Genomic DNA, 18,293 nt, shown 5'->3' with positions numbered 1-18,293 from the left:
ACCGATGAAGCGACTCCACCGCCTGGCCCTGCCGGCCGTCCTCCTGGCCGCCGCCTCCGGGACCGTCCGGGCGCAGAGCGATGCCGGCAGCCCCTGGTACCTCGGGGCCTCGCTGGGTCACTACTACACGGACAACGTGTTCCGCTCGAATGCCGCCTCCAACAGCGACCAGCTGACCTCGCTGAGCCTGCTGGCCGGCGCCGACACGCGGCTGGGTCGTCAACGCGTCCATGCCGACGCGCGCTTCAACGACACGCGCTACCAGCACAACAGCAGCCTGAACAACCGCGGCTACAACATCGACACGGGCCTCGACTGGGAGACCGCGGGCAACCTGTCCGGCACGCTGGACTACACCACCGCGCGCACCCTGGCCGACTTCAACAGCAACACCGGCATCGCCCCCACCACCGAGCGCAACCTGCAGACCGACCGCAGCCTGGGCGGCAGCATCCGGCTGGGCCTGCCCAACCTCTCGCCGTTCACGCTGGAAGGCACGTTCTCGCGCCGGGAGCGCGACTACTCGCTGGCGCTCTGGGACAGCCAGGAGTACCGCCAGAACATGTCGTCGCTGGGCGTGCTCTACAACGCCAGCAGCGCGTGGCGCTTCGGCGTGGCGGGGCGCTACACCAAGGGCCGCGTGCCGTCCAACGGCTTCGAGTGGGACCGCAAGGACATCGACCTCACCGCGCGCTGGCGGGCCACCGGCTCCAGCAGCCTGGACGCGCGGATCAGCCGCAGCACCTCGGACTCCTTCACCGGCGTCACCGGCTCGCTGAGCTGGAACCTGTCCCCCGGCGGGCGCTGGTCGCTCAACACCAAGCTGTCGCGCGACACCGGCGTCGAGGCCTACTACCTCGGCATCAACAACGGCCTGGCGGACTTCAACCGCGTGCAGACCGCGCTGCAGTCGCAGCTCAGCTACCGGCTGAGCGGCAAGGTCACCGCGACGGCCGGCCTGGGCATCACGAAGCTGAGCCGCAACGGCGACATCGCCCTGCCCGGCGCCGGCGCCAGGGACGACTCCAAGCAGTACAGCCTGGGCCTTGCCTGGGAGGCGCTGCGCAACGTGACCGTGGGCTGTTCGTACACGCGATTCGATCGCGACACGTCCAACGTGCTTTACTCCTACAACGCCTACACCGCCGGCTGCTACGTGCAAGGCATGATCCGCTGAGACCCGGGACTCCCACATGGCCAACGACACCATCCTGCTGACCGGCGCGACCGGCTACATCGCCTCCCACACCTGGCTCGCGCTGCAGGCCGCCGGGTACCGCGTCGTCGGCGTGGACAACTTCAGCAACAGCTCGCCCAAGGTGCTGGAGCGCCTGGCCGAACTCAGCGGCCAGACGCCGCTGTTCGAGAAGCTCGACGTCTGCGACGGCGCGGCGCTGGACGCCGTCTTCAGCGAGTACCAGCCCGCGGCCGTGGTGCACTTCGCCGCCTACAAGGCGGTCGGCGAGTCCACGACCAAGCCGCTGAGCTACTACCGCAACAACATCGACGGCCTGCTGACCGTCTGCGAGACGATGCGCCGCCACGAGTGCAAGCGCATCGTCTTCTCGTCCAGCGCGACCGTCTACGGCCAGCCCAAGACCCTGCCGCTGCGCGAAGACGCGGAGCTGATGGCCGTCAACCCGTACGGCGCGACCAAGCTGATCGGCGAAGGCATCCTGCGCGACCTGGGCGCGTCGGATCCGCGGTGGCAGACCGCCTGCCTGCGCTACTTCAACCCGGTCGGCGCGCACGAGAGCGGCCGCATCGGCGAGGACCCGCGCGGCATCCCCAACAACCTGATGCCCTACGTGACGCAGGTGGCCGTGGGCCGGCGCGCGAAGCTGTCGGTCTTCGGCGACGACTACGACACCCCCGACGGCACCGGCGTGCGCGACTACATCCACGTCGTCGACCTGGCCGAAGGCCACGTCGCGGCGCTGAACTTCCTGCTGCGCGGCGACGAATCGATCTGGGTCAACCTCGGCACCGGCCGCGGCTACAGCGTGCTGGAACTGGTCCAGGCCTTCGCCGCCGCCAGCGGCCGCGAGGTCCCGTACGAGGTCGTCGCCCGCCGCCCCGGCGACGTCGCCGCCTGCTACGCCGATCCGGCGCTGGCGCGGGACAAGCTCGGCTGGACCGCCCGGTTCGACCTCCAGCGCATGTGCGAGGACAGCTGGCGCTGGCAGTCGGCCAATCCGAACGGCTTCGAAGGCTGATCGGCCGTCGGCGACACTACCGCCCTTTTCCAGAATCCGCAGAACCACACGCGCCCTCGTTCGACGGACGGGCGCGCCCAGACAGAGGGAGCAGTACCTTGAGCAAAATCGACACGCAACCAGTGATCATGGCCGGCGGCAGCGGCACACGGCTGTGGCCGCTCTCGCGTGCCGGCTACCCGAAGCAGTTCCTCGTGCTGAGCGGCAACAACAGCCTGTTCCAGCAGGCCGCGGAGCGGCTGGCCGCGCTGTCCGCCGAGGACATTGCGGTGAAGGCCCCGATCGTCGTCGGCAACGAAGAGCACCGCTTCATGGTGCTGGACCAGTTGCGTGAGCAGAAGCTCGTGCCTGGCGCCGTCGTGCTGGAGCCGGTCGGCCGCAACACCGCGCCGGCCATCACGCTGGCGGCACTGCAGGCGATCGAAGGCGGCGAGGACCCGGTGCTCGTCGTCACCCCCGCGGACCAGACCGTCACCGACAGCCCGGCCTTCACCGCCGCCTTGCAGGACGCGGTGCGTCAGGCCAGGGACGGTGCCATCGTGATCCTGGGCATCACGCCCGACCGGCCGGAAACCGGCTACGGCTACATCCGCGCCGGTGCCGAGGGCGCCGGCCTGCGCGTCGAGGCCTTCGTCGAGAAGCCCGACGCGGCGACCGCGCAGAAGTACCTCGACCAGGGCGGCTACTACTGGAACAGCGGCATGTTCGTGCTGCGCGCCAGCGTCTGGCTGCAGGCGCTGCAGCAGTTCCGCCCCGACATCGACCAGGCCACGCGCGTCGCCTTCGCCGCCAAGGCGGTGGACGGCGCCTTCGTGCGGCCGGCCAAGGACGCTTTCGCGGCCGTGCCGTCGGAATCGATCGACTACGCCGTGATGGAGCGCTGCCCCGGCAGCGCGATCGCGCTGCGCATGGTGCCGCTGGACGCCGGCTGGAACGACCTGGGCGCGTGGGAAGCCGTCTGGCAGGTCGCGGACAAGGATGAATCCGGCAACGCGAGCCGCGGCGACGCAATCATCGCGGACAGCCGCAACACGCTGGTGCACGCCACCAGCCGGCTGGTGTCCGCGGTGGGGCTGGACAACATCGTCGTCGTCGAGACGCCGGACGCGGTGCTGGTCGCCGACCGCAGCAAGAGCCAGGACGTCAAGAAGATCGTCAACCAGCTGACCGCCACGCAGCGCGGCGAGCAGAACCTGCACCGCAAGGTGCACCGCCCCTGGGGCTGGTACGACAGCATCGACATGGGCGAGCGCTTCCAGGTCAAGCGCATCATGGTCAAGCCCGGCGCGTCGCTGAGCCTGCAGATGCACCACCACCGCGCGGAGCACTGGATCGTCGTGCAGGGCACGGCCGAGATCGTCAACGGCGACAAGACCCTGCTGCTGACCGAGAACCAGTCCACCTACATCCCGCTGGGCCAGGTGCACCGGCTGTCCAACCCCGGCAAGCTGCCGCTGGAGATCATCGAGGTCCAGTCCGGCTCCTACCTGGGCGAGGACGACATCGTGCGTTACCAGGACACCTACGGCCGGAACTGAGCCCGTCCCGCCCGGACCCTCACCCGGGGGGACGGTTCGGGCAGCGACACGAAAGACGGACGAAAGTCGGATACAAAGCCGTCCTCGGAAAGAACAGGAGAAGGCCGTGTCCGTGATCGCCGTCGTCGGGTTGGGATATGTGGGACTGCCGCTGGTGGTCGAATTCGGCAAGCACGGCCGGACGATCGGCTTCGACATCGCGGTGGACAAGGTCGCCAAGTGCCGCGCCGGCACCGACCCCTCGCGGGAACTGACGGACGAGGAAGTCCGGGCCGCCGTCCACGCCGAATACCACAGCGATCCGGCCTGCCTGGCCGAGGCCGACGTCATCATCGTGGCCGTGCCGACGCCGGTCGACGAGGCCCATATCCCCGACTTCAAGCCGCTGATCGGCTCGTCCACCAGCGTCGGGCGCCACATGAAGCGCGGTGCCGTGGTCGTCTACGAATCGACCGTCTACCCCGGCGCGACCGAGGAGGTCTGCATCCCGGTGCTGGAACGCGAATCCGGCCTGAGGTGGAAGCAGGACTTCTTCGTCGGCTACAGCCCGGAGCGCATCAACCCGGGGGACAAGGCCCACACGCTGACGAAGATCCTCAAGATCGTCTCCGGTGACACGCCGCAGACGCTGGACATCGTCGCGAAGACCTACGAGAAGATCATCGTGCCCGGCGTGCACCGCGCGTCGAGCATCAAGACGGCGGAGGCCGCCAAGGTCATCGAGAACACGCAGCGCGACCTGAACATCGCGCTGATGAACGAGCTGGCGATCATCTTCGAGCGCCTCGGCCTGGACACCTCCGAGGTGCTCGAGGCCGCGGGCACGAAGTGGAATTTCCTCAAGTTCAAGCCGGGCCTGGTCGGCGGCCACTGCATCGGGGTGGATCCGTACTACCTGACCCACAAGGCCGACATGCTGGGCTACCACCCGCAGGTCATCCTGGCGGGCCGGCGCATCAACGACGGCATGGGCAAGTTCATCGCGGAGCAGACCATCAAGCAGATGATCGCCGCGGGCTCGCACGTCAAGGGCGCCAAGGTCAACGTGCTGGGCCTGACCTTCAAGGAGGACTGCGGCGACCTGCGCAACTCCAAGGTCATCGACATCATCCATGAGCTGCGCAGCTACGGCGTCGAGGTCTTCGTGACCGACCCCGCCGCCGAGGCCGACGAGGCGATGCACGAGTACGGCGTGCAGTTGCACGCCTACGAGGACCTGCCGCGCGCCGATGCGATCGTCGCCGCGGTGGCCCACCGCGAGTACAAGGCGCTGAACGCCGCCGACCTCGCCGGCAAGCTGGTCGAGGGCGGCGCCTTCATCGACGTGAAGGCCGCCTTTAACAGCGACAATCTGCGCGCGGCCGGCCTGCGGGTCTGGCGACTCTGACGCCGGACGGCGCCGGGTCGCCGTCGCCGCGCCCGCCTTCATCACCGACGATCCGCGTGGATCACAGACATTTCAGGGAAGTTCCATGACGATCCTCGTCACCGGCGGCGCCGGCTTCATCGGCAGCAATTTCGTGCTCGACTGGTTCAAGACGTCGGACGAGCCGGTGGTCAACCTCGACGCCCTCACCTACGCGGGCAACCTCGAGAACCTGGCCTCGCTGAAGGACGACGCGCGACACGTCTTCGTCCAGGGCGACATCTGCGACCGCGCGCTCGTCGACCAGCTGCTCGCCACGCACCAGCCGCGCGCGATCGTGCACTTCGCCGCCGAGTCGCACGTCGACCGCTCCATCCACGGTCCCGGCGCCTTCATGCGCACCAACGTCGAGGGCACGTTCACGCTGCTCGAGGCGGCGCGCGCGTTCTGGTCGGCGCTCGAGGGCGACGCCAAGGCGGCCTTCCGCTTCCACCACGTCTCGACCGACGAGGTCTACGGCTCGCTGAAGGCCGAGGACCCGCCCTTCGCCGAGACGAACCCCTACGAGCCCAACAGCCCGTACTCGGCCTCCAAGGCGGCCAGCGACCATCTGGTCCGCGCCTGGCACCACACCTACGGCCTGCCGGTGGTCACGACCAACTGCAGCAACAACTACGGCCCGTACCACTTCCCCGAGAAGCTGATCCCGCTGATGATCGTCAACGCGCTGGCCGGCAAACCGCTGCCCGTGTACGGCGACGGCCAGCAGATCCGCGACTGGCTCTACGTCACCGACCACTGCTCGGGCATCCGCGCGGTGCTGGCCGGCGGCACGCTGGGCGAGACCTACAACATCGGCGGCTGGAACGAGCAGGCCAACATCGACATCGTGAAGACGGTGTGCGCGCTGCTCGACGAGCTTCGCCCCGATCCGGCCGGTCCATATGCCCGCCTCATCACCTACGTCAAGGACCGCCCCGGCCACGACCGCCGCTACGCGATCGACGCCCGCAAGATCGAACGCGACCTGGGCTGGCGCCCCGCCGAGACCTTCGAGACCGGCATCCGCAAGACGGTGCAGTGGTACCTCGCGAATGAGGAATGGTCCTCGCGCGTGCTCTCGGGCGCGTACCGCGAGTGGGTGTCCAAGCAGTACGGGAGCACCCCATGAACGTGCGAGTCGAGCGCCGGGCCGCCCCAAGCCGACTCGCATCCCCTCGGGGGATCGCGGGCCGTACCGGGCACGCGAGGGGCTGACATGAAAGTCCTGCTGCTTGGAAAGAACGGCCAGTTGGGCTGGGAGCTGCAGCGCGCGCTCGCCCCGCTCGGTGAGCTGATCGCGCTGGACCGCAGCGAAGGCGGCGACCTCGGCGACAGCGACACGCTGCGCGCCACGGTGCGCCGCGTCGCGCCGGACGTCATCGTCAATGCCGCGGCCTACACGGCCGTCGACAAGGCCGAAAGCGAGCCCGACGCCGCCCGCCAGATCAATGCGCTCGCCACCGGCGTGCTGGCCGAGGAGGCCAAGGCACTCGGCGCGCTGCTGGTGCACTACTCGACCGACTACGTCTTCGACGGCGCCGGCGACGACTGGCGCTTCGAGGACGCGCCCACCGGTCCGCTGAGCGTCTACGGCAAGACCAAGCTCGAAGGCGAGCAACTGATCGCCGCGAGCGGCGCGGACGCGCTGGTGCTGCGCACCAGCTGGGTCTACGCGGCGCGCGGCGGCAACTTCGCCAAGACCATGCTGCGGCTCGCCGCCGAGCGCGATCAGCTGAAGGTCGTCGCCGACCAGATCGGCGCGCCCACCGGCGCGGACCTGCTGGCCGACATCACCGCGCACCTCATCCGCGCGACGCTGAAGGATCGCGCGCTGTGCGGCACCTACCACGCGGTCGCCAGCGGCGAGACCAGCTGGCACCAGTACGCGAAGCACGTGCTGACGCGCGCCCGGGACAAGGGCGTGACGCTGAAGGTCCAGCCCGAGCAGGTCGAGGCCCTGGCCAGCAGCGCCTACCCGACGCCGGCGCCGCGGCCGCTGAATTCGCGCCTGGACAACCACAAGCTGCAGGACCGTTTCGGCCTGGTGCTGCCGCACTGGCAGACCGGCGTGGACCGGCTGCTCGACGAGATCCTGTGAGAGGAGACAGCACGATGGGCAACGACACCCGCAAGGGCATCATCCTGGCCGGCGGCTCCGGCACCCGGCTGCATCCGGCGACGCTGGCGATCAGCAAGCAGCTGCTGCCGGTCTACGACAAGCCGATGGTCTACTACCCGCTCAGCACGCTGATGCTGGCGGGCATGCGCGACATCCTGCTGATCAGCACGCCGCAGGACCTGCCGCGCTTCGAGGCCCTGCTGGGCGACGGCGCGCGCTGGGGCATCAACCTGCAGTACTGCGTGCAGCCCAGCCCGGACGGCCTGGCGCAGGCCTTCATCCTGGGCAAGGACTTCATCGGCGGCGCCCCGAGCGCGCTGGTGCTGGGCGACAACATCTTCTACGGCCACGACTTCGCCGGCCTGCTGGACAGCGCCGACGTGCAGACCGACGGCGCCACCGTCTTCGCGTACCACGTGCACGACCCGGAGCGCTACGGCGTGGTCGAGTTCGACGCCGCCAAGCGCGCGGTCAGCATCGAGGAAAAGCCCAAGGCGCCGAAGAGCCATTACGCCGTCACCGGCCTGTACTTCTACGACCGCCAGGTCTGCGACATCGCCGCCGACATCCAGCCCAGCCCGCGCGGCGAGCTCGAGATCACCGACGTCAATGCGCGCTACCTCGCGCAGCAGCAGCTGCGTGTCGAGATCATGGGCCGCGGTTACGCGTGGCTGGACACCGGCACGCACGACAGCCTGATGGAAGCCGGCCAGTTCATCGCGACGCTGGAGAAGCGCCAGGGCCTGAAGGTCGCCTGCCCCGAGGAGATTGCCTTCCGCAAGGGCTGGATCACGGCCGAGCAGCTTGAGAAGCTGGCGCAGCCGATGCTCAAGAACGGTTACGGGCAATACCTGAAGCAGGTGCTCAACGAGAAGGTGTTCTGATGAATGTGATTCCGACCGCGCTGCCCGAGGTGCTGATCATCGAGCCGAAGGTCTTCGGCGATGCGCGCGGCTTCTTCATGGAAAGCTGGACCGAGCCGAAGTTCAACGCCGCCGCCGGCGATGACGTGCGCTTCGTGCAGGACAACCATTCGCGCTCCAGCCAGGGCGTGCTGCGCGGCCTGCACTTCCAGTTGCCGCCGCATGCGCAGGGCAAGCTGGTGCGTTGCACGGCGGGCGCGGTGTTCGACGTCGCCGTCGACATGCGCCGCTCCAGCGCCAACTTCGGCCAGTGGGTCGGTGTCGAGCTGACCGGCGAGAACCACCGCCAGCTGTGGATCCCGCCGGGCTTCGCGCACGGCTTCCTGGTGCTGAGCGAGACGGCCGACTTCCTCTACAAGACCACCGACCTCTACGCCCCGCAGGCCGAGGGCTCGGTGCGCTGGGACGATCCGGCGATCGGCATCGACTGGCCGAAGCTGCCCGTCGAATTCAAGCTCGCCGAGAAGGACGCCAAGGCGCCGCTGCTCGCGGACGCGAAATATTTCGACTGAGCTGCCGATGGCCGCGCCGCTGATTCATCTGATCGCCGGCGCGCGACCGAATTTCATGAAGCTCGCGCCGCTGGTGCGAGCGCTGCGGGCCGACGGCCGGCTCGCGTGGAAACTGATCCACACCGGGCAGCACCACGACGCCGCGATGAGCGGCGTGTTCTTCGACGAACTCGGCCTGCCGCCGCCCGACGTCTCGCTGGACTGCCATGGCGGCGGTCATGCGCAGCTGACCGCGCGGATCATGCAGGCCTATGAGCCGCACGTGATCGCGGACCGTCCCGCGGCCTGCATCGTCGTCGGCGATGTCGATTCCACGCTGGCCTGCGCGCTGACGGCGCGCAAGCTCGGCGTGCCGGTGGCGCACGTCGAGGCCGGCCTGCGCAGCGGCGACATGACCATGCCCGAAGAGATCAACCGCCGCGCGACCGATGCGATCGCGGACTGGCTCTTCACGACCGAACCCAGCGCGGCCGCGCACCTGCGCCGCGAAGGCCATCCGGACGCCCGCATCGTCGAGGTCGGCCACGTCATGGTCGACAACCTGCTCTTCCAGCTGCAACGGCTCGATGCCGGCGATGCCGACGCGCAGACCGCCGAAGCAGCGGCGCAGGCGGCGCTCGCCGCCGCTGGCGCCAGCGATGCGACCCTGGGCCGATTCGGTGTCGTCACGCTCCACCGGCCGGCCAACGTGGACGATCCGGCGCAGCTCGCCGCACTGATGCAGGCGCTCGGCACGCTGGCGGCCCGGCTGCCGCTGCTGTTCCCGGTGCATCCGCGCACGCGCGCTCGTTTGGAGACACTCAGCCTCACGCCCGCGCCGGGGCTTCACCTGCTGCCTCCCCTGCCCTACCGCCCGTTCCTGGCCCTGTGGCGCCGCGCGGCGCTGGTCCTCACCGACAGCGGCGGACTCCAGGAAGAGACCACCGCGTTGGGCATCCCCTGCCTCACGCTGCGCGACAACACCGAGCGGCCGGTGACGGTGGACCTCGGCACCAACCAGATTGCCGGCACCGATCCGGCGCGGATCCTGGCTTTGGCGCTGCAACGGCTCGATGACATCGACGGCCGCAGGCCCTCACCCCTGCCCTCTCCCGCAAGCGGGAGAGGGGGTGGCAGGCGCAGTGCGGAACTCCCTCTCCCGCTTGCGGGAGAAGATGGGGGTGAGGGCCAGCCCAACGTTGAAGTGCGCCGCCCGCCACTGTGGGACGGCCACACCGCCACGCGCATCGTCTCCCGGCTTGCCGAGGACCTGCTCCGCTGAGTCTCCCCCTCGTTCCGGGGGGCTCTGAAAGAACTGCTTACAGGTGGATGCACGTGATCGGTGCGCCCCTCGTACAGTCGCGGGCTCAGGCGCACGGAGAGGCGCCGGCTGGTGCAGAGGAGGTAAGCCATGCACGTTCCCATCGCCCCGCACGGGGGGGTGGCCGGTTCCGCCGTTGGCGGGCCGTCCACCACCGCGACAACCGCGGCAGCCGGCTCGGCCGGCATCGACTTCGACAGGATCCGCGCCACCCTGATGGTGCTGGGCATCGCCTTGCATGCCGCGGACGTCTTCGTCAGCGCCGGGGACTGGCTGGTCGCCGACACGCACCGCGGCGTCGCCTTCGACGCGCTGGTCGCGCTGATCCACAGTTTCCGGGTTCCCGGCTTCTTCCTGCTGTCGGGACTGCTCTTCGCCGGCAGCCTGACGCGCCATGCGGCACCGGACCTGGTGCTGCGCCAGATGGTGCGCCTGGGCGTGCCGCTGCTGACCTGCTGGGCCCTGCTCAACGCCGCGCAGACCGCCCTGCTGGCCTGGCACCGCGGCGGCGATCCCTGGGCCGCGCTGGCGTCGTTATCGACGCCGATGTCCCACCTCTGGTTCATTCGCGACCTGCTGGTGATGAACCTGCTGGTACTGGGGTGCGTGGCAATCCGCGGCGCCATGCCGACACCGGCCGCGCAACCGGCCGCGCGGGGCATCGCTCCGCGATGGATGGCCCGGATCACCCGGAAGCCGGCGCAGCGTCTGGCCGGATTCAGCGGCGGCGCGGCGATACCGATCCATTGGCTGACCGTCGCACTGGCCGGCGCCCTGCTGAGCCACGCCCTGCTCGTCCTCGTCCGGCTGAGCGGCCTGGCCTATGCGCCAGGTCCGGGAGGCCTGACGCTGTTCAACCTGGCTTTCCATGCACCGATGTTCCTGGCCGGACTGACGATGCGACAGCACCCGACATGGCTGGACGGCTGGCTGCGCACGCCGTGGTGGCTGCTGCCGGTGGCGGCCTTCGCCGCCAACTGGGGCGACGCCGCCAGCGGCACGTTGCCCCACGCGCTGGCGCGCGAGTTGGCGCTGGCGGTGGAACTGCTCGGCATCTGGCTGGCCACCGGGGCGGCCATCGGCCTGCTCGCCCGGTGGCGGGGACGCCCGCACGGCGGTGTGGGCGAGCGTCTGAGCAGCGCGCTCGCCGACGCGAGCTACACGATCTTCCTGGTCCACCACCTGATGGTGGTGGCGCTGGCGCTGCTGCTGCTGCCGCTGGACTGGCCCGCGACACTGAAGTTCGCGCTCATCGCCTGCGGCACGCTGGCGCTGAGCCTAGCCTTCCACCGCTGGGTGGTGCGGCCTTTCGCCGTGACCCGGCTGCTGTTCAACGGCCGCCTGCCGGCGACCGCGCAAGCGCAGCCCGTCACCCCCACGCCAGGACGGGCGTGACAGGCGGCCTGCGCCGCGGCACGCCTCACTGCGTGTCGAGCGCCGGGAAACCCTTGACCAGGTCGTCGACGGCCTTGACCTGTTCCAGGAAGGGCTTGAGCTGCGACAGGCGCAGCGCGCTGGGACCGTCGCAGAGCGCCTTCTCCGGGTCCGGATGCGCTTCCAGGAACAGCCCCGCCAGGCCGATCGCCATGCCGGCGCGGGCCAGCTCCGTCACCTGGCCGCGGCGGCCGCCCGACGCGGCGGCCCCGGACTCGCGCTGCTGCAGCGCATGGGTCACGTCGAAGATCACCGGCTTGCCGCCGCTGACCTGCTTCATCACGCCGAAGCCCAGCATGTCGACGACCAGGTTGTCGTAGCCGAACTGCGCGCCACGATCGCACAGCATCACGTTCGGGTTGCCGCCCTCCTGGAACTTCTCGACGATGTTCTTCATCTGCGGCGGACTGACGAACTGCGGCTTCTTGATGTTGATGACCCGGCCGGTCTTGGCCAGCGCGATCACCAGGTCGGTCTGGCGCGCCAGGAAGGCCGGCAGCTGGAGCACCTCGCACACGGCGGCCACTTCGGCGGCCTGGTGGGGCTCATGCACGTCCGTCAGCACGGCTACGCCGTGGGCCTTCTTGACCGCCTCGAAGATCTTCAGGCCGGCTTCCAGGCCGGGACCGCGATAGCTCTTGATCGAGGAGCGGTTGGCCTTGTCGAACGAGGCCTTGAACACGTAGGGGATGCCCAGTTCCTTCGTCACGCGGACGTACTCGCCGCAGACGTCGACGGCGAACTGCTCCGACTCCAGCACGTTGACCCCGCCGAACAGCACGAACGGCTTGGCGTTGTCGACCACGATGTCATTGATCTTGACCATCTCGATTCCCTCAGACGAAGGCGGCAGTATCCCACGCGCCCCCGGCGGGCCCGCCCCGTGTCCACCCCCTCGATCGGCGGGCGCGCCGACCCGCGCTGGCGTGATGACAGCGTTTCGCCGACACGTCCCGGCGGTTTTTCCCGACGCGTTTCCGTGCGTTTTGCGGGTTTCAATTTCGAATATCGAACGGAATATCCCTCCCGACCTTCGAGTATGTAACGGACCGCAATAACCCCGTGATCCGAGACATTCGTGGGGTTGTCAATCCTCGACCCGGATGTTTCAAACGGTACGTCCCGAGAGGCGCCGAATATTCCACGGAATCACGCCACGCGACCCGATGAGCGGGTGGAGAACCGCCGCGTCCTCTCCCCATACTGACTCATGGCTGCAACACCTCCCGGGCAAGGAGGCAATCAGCAGCCAGATATCCGGGTCGCCAACATCCAGTAACAAGAATCCCGCCCGACGAATGACGTGTCATTCGCGGCGCGCAAGAAGAAGAGATCGAGGCCTATTAATCGTCAACGCGCTCACGCGCATCAGCAGTAATTCAATCACCATGACGAATATCTCTTCTTCCCTGCGAGTTTCCACCGGCCTGAGCGCCTGCGCCCTGGCGGTCGGCCTGCTGCTGACCGGTTGCGGCGGTGGTGGTGGCGGCAGTGGCGCCACGGTCGCCATCCAATCGCTGGAAACGCCGCCCATCGTGGCTTCGGTACCCGCCGCCACGGCCGGCACGCCGGTCAGCCCCGCGGCCAGCGAGGCCGTCGCCGGCGTGTCGGTGGTGCTGGCCACGACCGCCCGCCCCGCCGCGGCGGCCGCCTGCACGGCCGGCAACTTCGGCAGCTTCGCCCGCCCGTTCAGCCCGGACTCGCCGTGGAACAGCCGTCCGGTCTCGCCGGTGCTGGGCACGGCGACGATTCCCACCGCGCTGTACACCCCGACCGTCGCCGCCGGCGCCTGGTCGAGCGCCGCCTTCGAAGCCTCCGCCAGCGACACGCCGATGGTCGTCACCGGCGCCACCACGCAAGGCGTCTGGGACCCGGACAGCGAGGTCTATCGCCCCAGCGTCACCATCGCCCACTGGCCGGCCGCGACCACGCCGGCCACCGGCACCGACGGCCACGCCGAGATCGTCGACCCGAGCACCGGCATCGTCCATTCGTTCTGGGGCCTCAAGCAGGTCAACGGCGCCTGGGTCGCGAAGCAGTACGCCTGGACCCCGCTGGCCGGTCGCGGCATGGGCGATCCCTCGCACTACTACCAGGGCGCGCGCGCGGCCGGCGTGTCGACGCTCGGCGGCCTGATCCGCACCGCCGAAGCCGTCGACGGCGACACGATGTACCGCCACGCGCTGGCCATGTCGCTGGACGCCACCGGCCTGAGCGCCGCGCCGACCTACCGCTTCCCGGCCACGTCCGCCGACAGCAATGCCGCGACGACCAACAGCGGCCAGATCCCGATGGGCACGTTGATGATGCTGCCGGCCAGCTTCAACGCGCAGGCCCTGGCGACGCCCGAGCTGCGCAAGGTGGCCGAAACGCTGAAGGCCTACGGCGCCTACGTGGTGGACCGCAACACCGGCACGCCCTTCGTCATCTACGTCGAGATCGGTGCCGACCTCAAGCTGCACCGCAACGGCTGGAGCAACGCCACCGCGAACGACCTGGAGCTGATGCGCGCGGCGATGCGCCCGGTGGAAAGCGCCTCGGCCTGGAAGGACGGCAACGGCAACACCAGCTCGACGGTGACCAGCACGGCGCTGAACCTGCTGTCGATGCGCGGCGGCTGGTGGCGCACCAAGGGCACGGTCAGCGGCGAGTTCGACACCTGGCGCCAGGCGCTGGTGTTCCCGGCGACGATCACGCAGATCGAGCAGGCCAACGCCACCGGCCGCGCGATGAACCCGGTCACCTGGGCCGTCCCGGCCACCGGCGAGACCTTCCGCCTGGACGTCGACGCGACCGGCGGGGCCTCGTTCCGCATGACCATCGCGGACAAGGTCAGCGGCGCGGTGGTCTACGACAGCGGCTACCTGACCGACGGGCAGTCGACCACGCTGGTCTGGCCCAACGTGGCCAGCTTCAAGGTGACCACCTGGGCCCGTAGCGGCGTGGACAACGTTGAATCGACGCTGCGTCCGACGCTGGTCAAGACCGGCGGACCGGCCGGCAGCGTCTGCGCCGGTTGACCGGACCGGCCGCGGCGGGCTGATGCAGCCTGCCGCGGCGCTGGATCAGGCGGTCGGCAGCGCGACGGTCAGCCGGGCTTCGGCAGGACTGATCAGACGGGCTTGGGCCCGGTGCCGCGGCCGATCGCGTGATGCTCGATGCCGAGCATCGCCATCGTCGCCGGCTCGTACAGGTTGCGGCCGTCGAAGACCACCGGCTGCTTCAGCGCGGTCTTGATGCGGTCGAAGTCCGGCGTGCGGAACTCCTTCCACTCGGTGATCACGATCAGCGCGTCGGAGTCGCTCAGCGCGTGCTCGGCACGCTCGCAGAAGCTGACGCCGGGCACCTGGCTCAGCAGCTTCGCGGCCTCGCCCATCGCGACGGGGTCGTAGGCCGCGACCGCCGCGCCGCGCCGCGCCAGTTCCTCCACCACCACCAGCGACGGCGCCTCGCGCATGTCGTCGGTGTTGGGCTTGAAGGCCAGGCCCCACAGCGCGAAGCGCCGGCCGCTCAGGTCCGGGCCGAAGCGCTCCACCACCTTGTCCACGAGCACCAGCTTCTGGCGGTCGTTGGCTTCCTCGACGGCGTTCAGCACCTTCAGGTCCTGGCCGTGTTCGCGGCCGGTGCGCACCAGCGCCTTCACGTCCTTGGGGAAACACGAGCCGCCGTAGCCGGCGCCCGCGTACAGGAACTGGTAGCCGATGCGCGGATCGGAGCCGATGCCGCGGCGCACCAGCTCGATGTCGGCGCCGACCTTCTCGGCCAGCAGCGCCAGCTCGTTCATGAAGCTGATGCGCGTGGCCAGCATCGCGTTGGCGGCGTACTTGGTGAACTCGGCGCTCCTGACGTCCATCACCATCAGCCGGTCGTGGCTGCGGGTGAACGGCGCGTACAGCGCGCGCATCATCAGCGTGGCCTGCTCGTCGTCGGAGCCGACGACGATGCGGTCCGGCTTCATGAAGTCTTCCAGCGCCGCGCCTTCCTTCAGGAACTCCGGGTTGGAGACCACCGAGAAGTTCACGTCGACGCCGCGCCGGGCCAGGGCCTCGGCGACGGCGGCGCGGACCTTGTCCGCGGTGCCGACCGGCACGGTGCTCTTGTCGACGATGACCTTGTAGTCGGTCATGCGCTCGCCGATCGAGCGCGCGGCGGCCAGCACGTACTGCAGGTCGGCCGAGCCGTCCTCGCCCGGAGGCGTGCCCACGGCGATGAACAGCAGCGTGCCGTGCGCGACGGCGGCGTCCACGTCGGTGGTGAACTGCAGCCGGCCCGCGGCGCGGTTGCGCGCCACGACCGCGTCCAGGCCCGGCTCGTGGATGGGGATGCCCCCGTCGTTGAGGACCTGGATCTTGTCGGGGTTCACGTCGAGGCACACCACGTGGTTGCCCATTTCGGCCAGGCACGCGCCGGTCACGAGACCCACGTAGCCGGTGCCGATGGTCGTCACTTTCATTCGTTCTCTCCAGCTGGAAGCAGTGGCGGTCGGTGGTGGCGGCCGGTCAGACCTGGTAGTAGTCGCGGTACCACGCGACGAAGCGGCGGATGCCCTCGGGCACCGGCATCGCGGGACGGAAGCCCGTCCACGCGGCCAGTTCCTCGACGTCCGCATGCGTGGCCGGCACGTCGCCGTCCTGCAGCGGCAGGAACTCCTTGACCGCCTCGCGGCCCACGGCCTGCTCGATCGCGCCGATGAAGTCCATCAGCGGGATCGGGTCGTGGTTGCCGATGTTGAAGACGCGGTACGGCGCGTTGGAGCGCGCCGGATCCGCCTGCACCGGGTCGTAGGCCGGGTCGGCCGTCGCGGTGCGGTCGAGCACGCGCACCACGCCTTCGGCGATGTCGTCGATGTAGGTGAAGTCGCGGATCATCTTCCCGTGGTTGAACACCTTGATCGGCTCGCCCGCGAGGATCGCCTTCGTGAACAGGAACAGCGCCATGTCCGGCCGGCCCCAGGGCCCGTACACGGTGAAGAAGCGCAGCCCCGTCGTCGGCAGGTTGAACAGGTGGCTGTAGGTGTGGGCCATCAGCTCGTTGGCCTTCTTGGTCGCGGCGTACAGGCTGACCGGGTGGTCCACGCCGTGATGCTCGCTGAAGGGCATGTGCGTGTTGCCGCCGTAGACGCTGGAGCTGGACGCGTAGGCCAGGTGCTTCACGCCCGAATGGCGGCAGCCCTCGAGGATGTTGGTGAAGCCGACGATGTTGGACTCGATGTAGGCATGCGGGTTCACCAGCGAGTAGCGCACGCCGGCCTGCGCGGCCAGGTGCACGACGCGATCGAAGCCGTGCTTGGCGAACAGCTCGGCGATGCCCGTGCGGTCGGCGACGTCCATCTGCACGAACTCGAAGCCCGGCTTCCCGCTCAGCCGCGCCAGGCGGGCGTGCTTGAGCGTCGGGTCGTAGTAGTCGTTGAGGTTGTCCAGGCCGACGACCTGGTCGCCGCGGGCCAGCAGGATCTGGCTCACGTGCATGCCGATGAAGCCGGCGGCGCCGGTGACGAGAACTTTCAAACCTGCTCCCCGGGGATGAGACGTAACGCGAAGGCGCCGATTCTCACCCAGCCGGATGACGCCGCCGCGTCCCCGGCCCCGCTCAGTCAGGGGTAAACGCGGGCGGCCGGCTTCCCGGGAGCGGTCGCCGTGCCTGCCGCGGCGGCCGGAGTCGCGCCCAGCGTCGAATCGAGCGTCGAATCGAAGGCGGAATCCGTTGCCGCCGCGCCGGGCGGCGGGCGCAGCGCGCGCTTGAGGCGGGTCAGCCCCTGGTAGAGCGCCTGCGGCATCAGGCTCATGCGCAGCAGGCGGCGGCGCTCGTCGGCGAAGACCTGCGTCTGGACGCCCTTGAGCACCGAGCGACCCGCGAACTTGTCGCCATACTTGATCTGGTGGTGCGCATGGGAGATGCGGAAGAAGTTGTGGAACTCTTCCATGTCCGCGCCGACCTGGACCGCCTCCGGATGGGCACGGCGCCAAGCCTCGCCGGTCTCGAAGAACCGGTAGCGGGCCGGCGGCGCATGGCGGTTGAGCGCCCGGTCGTCGCCGTCGGCGTGGTAGCAGGCGCCGGGCTTGGGGTCGAAGACGATGGGCCCGGTGAACATCAGGCGGATCCAGGTGTCGAGGTCCTCGCCCAGCCGCACGCCGACCGGGAAGCCGCCGACGTTCGCCAGGGCGGCCTTGTCCACCATCACCGCCGACGAGCACACCGGCGAGCCCTGCAGCGCGATGCGGTAGTAGTTCGCCGGCGTCAGCACGACGCGCGGCGCGGTCTCGGAGCTCACGCCGGGCGTGCGGCGGCCGTCGGGGGAGGCGACCTCGTAGTTCGTGGCCCAGCCGACGGCCTGCGGGTACTCGAGGCGCAGGCGCCAGAGCCGCTCGAGGTGGTCGGGGTACCAGGTGTCGTCGGCGTCCAGGAAGGCCACCACCGGGCATCGCGCCGCCTCGACGCCGAGGTTGCGGGCGGAGGACACCCCGCCGTTGGGCTGCCGGAGAAGACGCACGCGTGGATCGCCGTACGCCTGGACCAGCGCGGCGCCGCCGTCGGTGGAACCGTCGTCGACGACGACCACCTCGAAGTCACGGACCGTCTGCGCGCAGACCGAGTCGAGCGCGCGGACGATCTGCCCTTCCTTGTTGTAGAGCGGGATGACGACGGACAGACGCACGTCGTCGGACGCAGTCGCAGGGATGGACGAGGTGCTCATGGCAGTCCCGGTGGCGATCACACGCGACCGGGAGCCCGCGAGCCCGGCAAGGACGTCGGCGCTCCACGTTGTTGCCGCGGGAGCTTGGATTTGCCCCGGCCTGGTGCCGGCTGCACGCCATACGCACCAAAGAGGTTAACGCCGCACCA

At 69.4% G+C, this 18,293-nt stretch carries 15 protein-coding genes; 11 read left to right on the top strand and 4 right to left on the bottom strand.

Annotation, left to right across the window (positions count from 1 at the left end):
- Positions 1 to 4 precede the first annotated feature (4 nt).
- From AC07PR_RS11260 to AC07PR_RS11215, 10 genes are all read left to right on the top strand, one after another.
- A complete protein-coding gene (locus AC07PR_RS11260; protein ID WP_377160940.1) occupies positions 5 to 1,177 on the top strand; it encodes a porin family protein in 1,173 nt (390 codons plus the stop codon).
- A gap of 16 nt (positions 1,178 to 1,193) precedes the next feature.
- Positions 1,194 to 2,216 (top strand): UDP-glucose 4-epimerase GalE, encoded by a 1,023-nt coding sequence (galE, locus tag AC07PR_RS11255; RefSeq protein ID WP_483107588.1) that lies wholly within the window; start codon positions 1,194 to 1,196, stop codon positions 2,214 to 2,216.
- A gap of 128 nt (positions 2,217 to 2,344) precedes the next feature.
- On the top strand, positions 2,345 to 3,754 hold the full coding sequence (locus AC07PR_RS11250) for a mannose-1-phosphate guanylyltransferase/mannose-6-phosphate isomerase (protein ID WP_377161772.1): 1,410 nt from the start codon (positions 2,345 to 2,347) through the stop codon (positions 3,752 to 3,754).
- Between the two features lie 106 nt (positions 3,755 to 3,860).
- A complete protein-coding gene (locus AC07PR_RS11245) occupies positions 3,861 to 5,141 on the top strand; it encodes a nucleotide sugar dehydrogenase (protein WP_495135358.1) in 1,281 nt (426 codons plus the stop codon).
- An 85-nt stretch (positions 5,142 to 5,226) separates the two neighbouring features.
- Positions 5,227 to 6,291 carry a dTDP-glucose 4,6-dehydratase gene (gene rfbB, locus AC07PR_RS11240; protein ID WP_495135357.1) on the top strand — a complete coding sequence of 355 codons (1,065 nt, stop codon included), beginning with the start codon at positions 5,227 to 5,229 and terminating at the stop codon, positions 6,289 to 6,291.
- 87 nt (positions 6,292 to 6,378) lie between these two features.
- Positions 6,379 to 7,260: a dTDP-4-dehydrorhamnose reductase gene (gene rfbD, locus AC07PR_RS11235; protein ID WP_495135356.1), complete on the top strand. Its 882-nt coding sequence runs from the start codon at positions 6,379 to 6,381 to the stop codon at positions 7,258 to 7,260.
- A 14-nt stretch (positions 7,261 to 7,274) separates the two neighbouring features.
- Positions 7,275 to 8,165, top strand: a complete 891-nt coding sequence (gene rfbA, locus AC07PR_RS11230) for a glucose-1-phosphate thymidylyltransferase RfbA (protein WP_377160930.1) — start codon at positions 7,275 to 7,277, stop codon at positions 8,163 to 8,165.
- The gene (gene rfbC / locus AC07PR_RS11225; RefSeq protein ID WP_377160928.1) at positions 8,165 to 8,716 is read left to right on the top strand and encodes a dTDP-4-dehydrorhamnose 3,5-epimerase; all 552 of its coding nucleotides are present in this window, start codon (positions 8,165 to 8,167) and stop codon (positions 8,714 to 8,716) included. Before rfbA ends, rfbC begins: the two co-directional genes overlap by 1 nt.
- A gap of 7 nt (positions 8,717 to 8,723) precedes the next feature.
- Positions 8,724 to 9,977, top strand: coding sequence for a non-hydrolyzing UDP-N-acetylglucosamine 2-epimerase (wecB, locus tag AC07PR_RS11220; RefSeq protein WP_495135355.1), 1,254 nt, complete (start codon positions 8,724 to 8,726; stop codon positions 9,975 to 9,977).
- A 129-nt stretch (positions 9,978 to 10,106) separates the two neighbouring features.
- The gene (locus tag AC07PR_RS11215) at positions 10,107 to 11,411 is read left to right on the top strand and encodes an acyltransferase family protein (RefSeq protein ID WP_495135354.1); all 1,305 of its coding nucleotides are present in this window, start codon (positions 10,107 to 10,109) and stop codon (positions 11,409 to 11,411) included.
- 25 nt (positions 11,412 to 11,436) lie between these two features.
- Here the strand turns inward: AC07PR_RS11215 and kdsA are convergent, their stop codons facing one another.
- Complete coding sequence (gene kdsA / locus AC07PR_RS11210; protein WP_377160922.1) at positions 11,437 to 12,276, bottom strand: 3-deoxy-8-phosphooctulonate synthase; 840 nt, start codon at positions 12,274 to 12,276, stop codon at positions 11,437 to 11,439.
- Between the two features lie 562 nt (positions 12,277 to 12,838).
- On the opposite strand from kdsA, the gene AC07PR_RS11205 reads away from it, so the two are divergent.
- The gene (locus AC07PR_RS11205) at positions 12,839 to 14,470 is read left to right on the top strand and encodes an Atrophin-1 multi-domain protein (RefSeq protein ID WP_495135353.1); all 1,632 of its coding nucleotides are present in this window, start codon (positions 12,839 to 12,841) and stop codon (positions 14,468 to 14,470) included.
- Positions 14,471 to 14,562: 92 nt separating this feature from the next.
- Here the strand turns inward: AC07PR_RS11205 and AC07PR_RS11200 are convergent, their stop codons facing one another.
- The 3 genes from AC07PR_RS11200 to AC07PR_RS11190 form a co-directional block, all read right to left on the bottom strand.
- Entirely contained in the window at positions 14,563 to 15,903 is a 1,341-nt protein-coding gene (locus AC07PR_RS11200; protein WP_377160918.1) for a UDP-glucose dehydrogenase family protein, read from the bottom strand.
- A gap of 46 nt (positions 15,904 to 15,949) precedes the next feature.
- Complete coding sequence (locus tag AC07PR_RS11195; protein ID WP_495135352.1) at positions 15,950 to 16,957, bottom strand: NAD-dependent epimerase; 1,008 nt, start codon at positions 16,955 to 16,957, stop codon at positions 15,950 to 15,952.
- 86 nt (positions 16,958 to 17,043) lie between these two features.
- The gene (locus AC07PR_RS11190) at positions 17,044 to 18,144 is read right to left on the bottom strand and encodes a glycosyltransferase family 2 protein (protein ID WP_377160914.1); all 1,101 of its coding nucleotides are present in this window, start codon (positions 18,142 to 18,144) and stop codon (positions 17,044 to 17,046) included.
- Between the last annotated feature and the right edge of the window lie 149 nt (positions 18,145 to 18,293).

This window comes from Roseateles sp. GW821-FHT09H11, assembly GCF_059415845.1.
The sequence above is the reverse complement of the archived record's forward strand: the minus strand, read 5'-3'. Positions and strand labels throughout refer to the sequence as shown.

What these genes read in the sequence shown, in the direction of transcription:
- AC07PR_RS11260 (WP_377160940.1), top strand. Translation starts at nt 5, where the DNA reads ATGAAGCGACTCCACCGCCTGGCCCTGCCGGCCGTCCTCCTGGCCGCC.
- galE (WP_483107588.1), top strand. Translation starts at nt 1,194, where the DNA reads ATGGCCAACGACACCATCCTGCTGACCGGCGCGACCGGCTACATCGCC.
- AC07PR_RS11250 (WP_377161772.1), top strand. Translation starts at nt 2,345, where the DNA reads ATGGCCGGCGGCAGCGGCACACGGCTGTGGCCGCTCTCGCGTGCCGGC.
- rfbB (WP_495135357.1), top strand. Translation starts at nt 5,227, where the DNA reads ATGACGATCCTCGTCACCGGCGGCGCCGGCTTCATCGGCAGCAATTTC.
- rfbD (WP_495135356.1), top strand. Translation starts at nt 6,379, where the DNA reads ATGAAAGTCCTGCTGCTTGGAAAGAACGGCCAGTTGGGCTGGGAGCTG.
- rfbA (WP_377160930.1), top strand. Translation starts at nt 7,275, where the DNA reads ATGGGCAACGACACCCGCAAGGGCATCATCCTGGCCGGCGGCTCCGGC.
- rfbC (WP_377160928.1), top strand. Translation starts at nt 8,165, where the DNA reads ATGAATGTGATTCCGACCGCGCTGCCCGAGGTGCTGATCATCGAGCCG.
- wecB (WP_495135355.1), top strand. Translation starts at nt 8,724, where the DNA reads ATGGCCGCGCCGCTGATTCATCTGATCGCCGGCGCGCGACCGAATTTC.
- AC07PR_RS11215 (WP_495135354.1), top strand. Translation starts at nt 10,107, where the DNA reads ATGCACGTTCCCATCGCCCCGCACGGGGGGGTGGCCGGTTCCGCCGTT.
- kdsA (WP_377160922.1), bottom strand. Translation starts at nt 12,276, where the DNA reads ATGGTCAAGATCAATGACATCGTGGTCGACAACGCCAAGCCGTTCGTG.
- AC07PR_RS11205 (WP_495135353.1), top strand. Translation starts at nt 12,839, where the DNA reads ATGACGAATATCTCTTCTTCCCTGCGAGTTTCCACCGGCCTGAGCGCC.
- AC07PR_RS11200 (WP_377160918.1), bottom strand. Translation starts at nt 15,903, where the DNA reads ATGAAAGTGACGACCATCGGCACCGGCTACGTGGGTCTCGTGACCGGC.
- AC07PR_RS11190 (WP_377160914.1), bottom strand. Translation starts at nt 18,144, where the DNA reads ATGAGCACCTCGTCCATCCCTGCGACTGCGTCCGACGACGTGCGTCTG.